Consider the following 5,232-nt stretch of genomic DNA (forward strand, 5'->3'; position numbering starts at 1 on the left):
AAGCGCTCCCAACATCGCCTATCAGCAGGTTTGCAAAATTGCTTTTCCGGACAAGAAAACCCTTGTCCTCCAAAGCAACTTCGCAAACCCGCGCCACGTTATGTGAAAGGTCGTTATAATAGAAAATATTTGAGGAGATTTTATAATGAATGGGGATATGTTAGATTATCCGGAAGATTTGGAAAGCAAGTATATAGATTTTGCCAAGAAGATTATGGATGAGGGCTGGATGAATCAACAACTTAGGCTAGTCGATGAAGTTAGCCAGTATAAGGAGAAGGGCAGTTATTTGGGATTATTTCATCCTTTTATTAGAAATTACTTAGACATAAGAATTACCTTTAGAAAGGCTATCATTCTGAATAATGAGACAATGTTAATGGGGGTGGGACACAGTAATATTGTAGAGCTTGGGAGAAATCTCTATGAATTGCACGGATTATATGACGAGAAAAAAACGAGAGCGAGACTTCAGTCAAAGGATTATGAAGACGTTTGCTGGGAATTAGAAGTAATGATGGCTTTGAAATATAGTGGTGTCCAAGCAAATTTTGAAAGAGAGAAGGAAATTCCAAGTTTTGATATTTCTGCTTTTATTGGCTCTGAGAACATAGCAATAGAATGCAAAAACAAGCATATAGAAGATAAGGAATATAATTTTAATAAAATATTTTCTCACTTCCTTAGCGAGAAAGTTATTCAACATTTGACAGAAGTTGAGGGAAGGCATGACATAAAGATTGAGATTGATGGTACTGGTAAGATTGAAGATGTAAAACAGCTGGCGCAAACAATTCGTGAAATGTTGAAATCAAAAATTACTTATATGAACTACAAGAATGTCTACGAAATTACAATGACTAACAAATACAAAAATATTCCGACCGGGATAATTATGAAGAGTAACAAAGAAGAATTCTGTGTAAGCAGTAGCGTCAGAAATAGTTTAAAAGAAGTATATACAAAGAATGAGGAAATGAATTATAAGGACAGAATTTTCTATAGATTTAAATCTCAGGACTTATCAGTTAAAAACCTAAATTCCTTGCTCAGTACTGCAAATAAACAAATAGCTGGCAATCAAGGATGTGTTTTCTTAAAAGTCCCTCATTATGCATTTAATGAATCAATTTCTGAGGTTGAGGGTTTACTTCAAAGATTTTATTCTAATATCAGCGGGGTTAAAATAATAGCTCTAAAAAAGGACTTTATAGAAAATTCGGGTGTTAAAGTTGCTCGGAAGGAAAAACTGATACTCAATGAACATGCTAAGATACAACTTAGTCAAACCTGTAAAAGTACCTTTGAGCAGCCGATGATGTTTAAAAAATATGCTTGAGCTGTCTTTGGAGAACGACCCTTCACATAACAGCGTATTCCCAAAATCCGGGAGAATATGCAGGTGGTAACCAGACTTCGGGAATACGCGGAACGTTATGTGCAATTCGCAAACAAGTGGAGGAGTAATAATGTTTGAGAATAAAGTAGTAATAATAACTGGTGGTGGTTCAGGTATAGGTAAAGAAATGTGCCTATATCTTGCAAAACAAAAAGCAAAGATTGTAATTGCAGACATCAATTTGGATCAAGCTAATGATACAGCTAAAGAAGTAAGAGAATTCGGAGCGGATTGTCTTGTGAAATATGCCGATGTGGCAAATCAAGATTATGTGGAGAAAATAGTTAAAGAGACAAAAGATTCCTTCAATAGAATTGATCTCATGATAAATAATGCCGGGATTGGTTTGGATGGCGAATTTAAAGATATGACATTAGAACATTGGAAAAAAATAATTGATATTAATCTTTGGGGTGCTATCTACGGAACGTATGCCGTTTATCCGATTATGATGGAACAAGGATATGGCCAAATTGTAAACGTATCATCTTTGGCCGGTTTAATCCCGGGGGGATTAATGAGTAGTTACGTTGCTACTAAGCATGCCCTTGTTGGATTCTCTCTTTCTTTAAGGGCTGAGGCAAATCAGTATGGCATTAAAGTTAATGCCCTGTGTCCTGGTTTTATTGAAACTCCGATTCACGATAGAACATTAAAGGTCTCAGAGTATTTGAGATCTGAGAAAAACCAAAGAAACAAGAACCGTTTTCCGACAGCAAATGAATGTATACATGGAATGATGAGAGGCATAGCAAAGAATAAAGCAATCATACTGGTTCCTCGTTCACATAAAGTGTTCTGGTGGATTAATAGACTTTGTCCTTCACTTGTGCCTTATGCTTGGGGAAAGATTATTAATAGACTTAAAAAGTGAGTCAAGGCGGACAGCACATAATATTTAGAGATTTATGATGTTCAGCAAGCAAATAAAAGCCTCGATACAATTTAGCACCGAGTGGAAGATATAGAAGTATATAATATTATGAGACTAGAACATCATGAATCTTGTGTTGTACTGAACCGTCTGCCACCACAAAAGTAGCTAATTAACTATGGGAAATCAATTGTTACCTATCCACTATGAACAGTAGATTTACCACCTAAAAAATAACAGTACATAGATAATACCAGTGTTAAAATACGGGAAAAATATAAAAATGGGCACATCTTCCCCCTCCCCACAAATAGGTCCTGATAAAAGAAATAGAGTTTTTTGCTAAAAATCATGGGTCTGCAGCTAGCTTGTTGATAGATTTTACAAAGATGAAAATACCACCACAAACAGGGCATGGGTGGGGAAGCCTTGGTTTCTTATTTGAATCAGCAATGATGGGCTTAGTACCGATAAGCCTTAAGCATAAAGCCAACTTAGAGCCCAGATTACGACTTGATAAAATACCATAATGTCTGATCTTAGTAAAACCAGATGGCAGAACATGAAGGAGAAATCTTCGTATAAACTCTTCAGTAGTAAGAGACATGACCTTAGCCTTGCCGCCATCTTTGTAATCCTTCAATTTGAAAGACACAGAAGTACCATCAAAACTGATAATTCTAGAATTACCAATAGCAACCCTATGAGTATACCGACCCAGATAATTAACTACATGCCAGGGAGACTTAAAAGGCTTCTTACAAAAAACAACCCACTCCATATCACGCAAACATTCAACCAATTCAAGGACATCTAATTTAGCAAGAGAATTAAAAAGCTTAATTTGATCATTACACCAAGCTTTTTTCAGATAGAAAAGGAACTTCCCCCTAAACTTACGGGACAAAACCTTAACAGGAATAAAGAACTTTTTGCTACCAATAACAAATCTTAAACCATCTACAGAAAGTCCCCCGCCAGGGACAATACAGTGGACATGGGGATGAAAAGAAAGATTTTGTCCCCATGTATGCAAAACAGTAGTTACACCAATCTGAGCACCAAGGTACTTAGGATCTAAAGCAAGTTCAGCAATAGTATCAGCAGCAGACCGTAAGAGAATAGAATATAGAAGCTCCTGATTTTGATAGATTATTCCATTAAGCTCATGAGGTAACGTAAAAACCAGATGAAAATAGCCTACAGGCAAAAGCTTAGCCAATTGATCATCAACCCATTTAAATTGCTTAGAGCCTTGGCACTTGGGACAATGTCTATTTCTGCAGGAATTGTAGGAGATTTGCATGTGTCCACAGTCGTCACAAGAGTCTACATGAGAACCTAAGACCCCAGTCCTGCAACTTCTGATAGCATTAAAAGCCTTTCTTTGATCTAAAGATAGACGAACAGGAGTAAAAGAATTAAAAATATCTTGAATTTCAGGCATCAAATTAATCCAAAGGACTTCTAACAGAAGTAAGGTGCTTATTAGAAAGATAAAGATATATACAAGTAGTGCTGATATTACTGTGACCCAGAAGCACCTGAATAGTTCTTAAATCAGTATTACCATCCAGCAGATGAGTAGCAAAACTGTGTCTTAGAGAATGGACAGAAACAGGCTTAGAAATACCAGCTAAATCTTTAGCATTTTTGAAAACCCGTTGAACATTTCTAGCAGACAGGGGTTTATCCGAAGGGATGCCTGGAAAAAGAAACGTCTTAGGCTGATACAATTGCCAATAATGCCGTAACAGATTGAGGTTTTCTTCTCCTAGTATAGTAAAGCGATCCTTACCACCTTTACCACAACGAACCTTGATAAGCATATTACTAGAGTCAATATCTAAAACACAAAGGTTTAGAACCTCACTAATACGAAGCCCTGCAGAATAGGCAGTCAAAAGAATGGTTTTATACTTTACATTGGGGATGTGGTTCATGATTAAGATGATCTCGTCCTTGGATAAAACATAGGGGAGCTTCTTTAACTTTTTGGGACGAACAATAACCTCATCAGACCAATTACGTTTAAGGATAGAATTAAACATGAGTTTGAAAGCATTGCAGGAAATATTAACGTTGCTGTAGCTGATACCTTTCTTAATTCGGTGATGAAGGAACTGTTTGATTTCATCAGGAGAGACCTGATCTGCGGATTGGCCACAATATTTTTCAAGTAATCGGACATGGCTCAAGTAATGTCTTTGTGTATTTGGAGCATAGCCACGAAGCTCCATTTCAAACTTCATTTTTTCACAGGGATTTGTCATAAGGTAACATCTCCTCCTAGTTAAATTTATAGGAAGATGATACCATGAAACTGGATTGTAAAGGACCACCGCGTAGCGGTTTAGTACAACACGATGATTTGCGGCTTCGGCTTCGCCTGCGACCTAACTTGGCAATTGTCATGATTTTTGCAATAGGCAAGACTTTGGGGTCAAAAATCACGCCAAATGCCAAGTTCGCAAATCACGGGAACGTTAGGCGAAATTGGCTGCAGGGTTACGCCATCCAGGGCATAAATTGGCAATAAGATTAGATTATTGGGTTAATAAGTGAGGATAAGAGATGTTACAAATAATATCTGGAAAGTTTTATGAACATGATGATAGGTATAACAGCGAATGTAAAGGGATAATTTATTCAAATATTTCTTGGTCAAGTAAAATAGAAACATGTGTTGTTACGCTAGAGCCTGCAGATGTATATGGACAGACCTCAGGATATGTCATGAGTTATATTAACCAACTTGAAAAGGAAAAAGAGTTTAAAGGTTTTTCCTTGGTTAAAACCGGTGACGAAGAAATACAAAAACAATTTAAGTATCTTTGTACATTCGGGCTTAATGCTATTTTTGATGCTGATAGGAACGTAGTATATAAAATGTGCCGGACAGCTCCAATAAGTGCCCATGAGCACAACATTCCTTCAGGATACGTTAACAGGTATTTTG

General features: G+C 36.8%; 4 protein-coding genes and 2 pseudogenes. 4 read left to right on the plus strand and 2 right to left on the minus strand.

Going from position 1 to position 5,232, the window contains the following annotated elements:
• Positions 1 to 145: 145 nt before the first annotated feature.
• Together APF76_13580 and APF76_13585 are read left to right on the plus strand one after the other, a co-directional pair.
• On the plus strand, positions 146 to 1,339 hold the full coding sequence (locus tag APF76_13580) for a hypothetical protein (GenBank protein KUO53719.1): 1,194 nt from the start codon (positions 146 to 148) through the stop codon (positions 1,337 to 1,339).
• 130 nt (positions 1,340 to 1,469) lie between these two features.
• Positions 1,470 to 2,273: a hypothetical protein gene (locus APF76_13585; protein KUO53720.1), complete on the plus strand. Its 804-nt coding sequence runs from the start codon at positions 1,470 to 1,472 to the stop codon at positions 2,271 to 2,273.
• Positions 2,274 to 2,724: 451 nt separating this feature from the next.
• Here the strand turns inward: APF76_13585 and APF76_13590 are convergent.
• Positions 2,725 to 3,720: pseudogene (locus tag APF76_13590) on the minus strand.
• Positions 3,721 to 3,724: 4 nt separating this feature from the next.
• On the minus strand, positions 3,725 to 4,546 hold the full coding sequence (locus APF76_13595; protein ID KUO53721.1) for a hypothetical protein: 822 nt from the start codon (positions 4,544 to 4,546) through the stop codon (positions 3,725 to 3,727).
• A gap of 44 nt (positions 4,547 to 4,590) precedes the next feature.
• On the opposite strand from APF76_13595, the gene APF76_13600 reads away from it, so the two are divergent.
• Together APF76_13600 and APF76_13605 are read left to right on the plus strand one after the other, a co-directional pair.
• Positions 4,591 to 4,812: a hypothetical protein gene (locus tag APF76_13600; protein KUO53722.1), complete on the plus strand. Its 222-nt coding sequence runs from the start codon at positions 4,591 to 4,593 to the stop codon at positions 4,810 to 4,812.
• Positions 4,813 to 4,847: 35 nt separating this feature from the next.
• Positions 4,848 to 5,232 (plus strand): annotated as a pseudogene (locus APF76_13605).

Origin of the sequence: Desulfitibacter sp. BRH_c19, from assembly GCA_001515945.1 — a bacterium.
Lineage (GTDB): Bacteria > Bacillota > DSM-16504 > Desulfitibacterales > Desulfitibacteraceae > Desulfitibacter.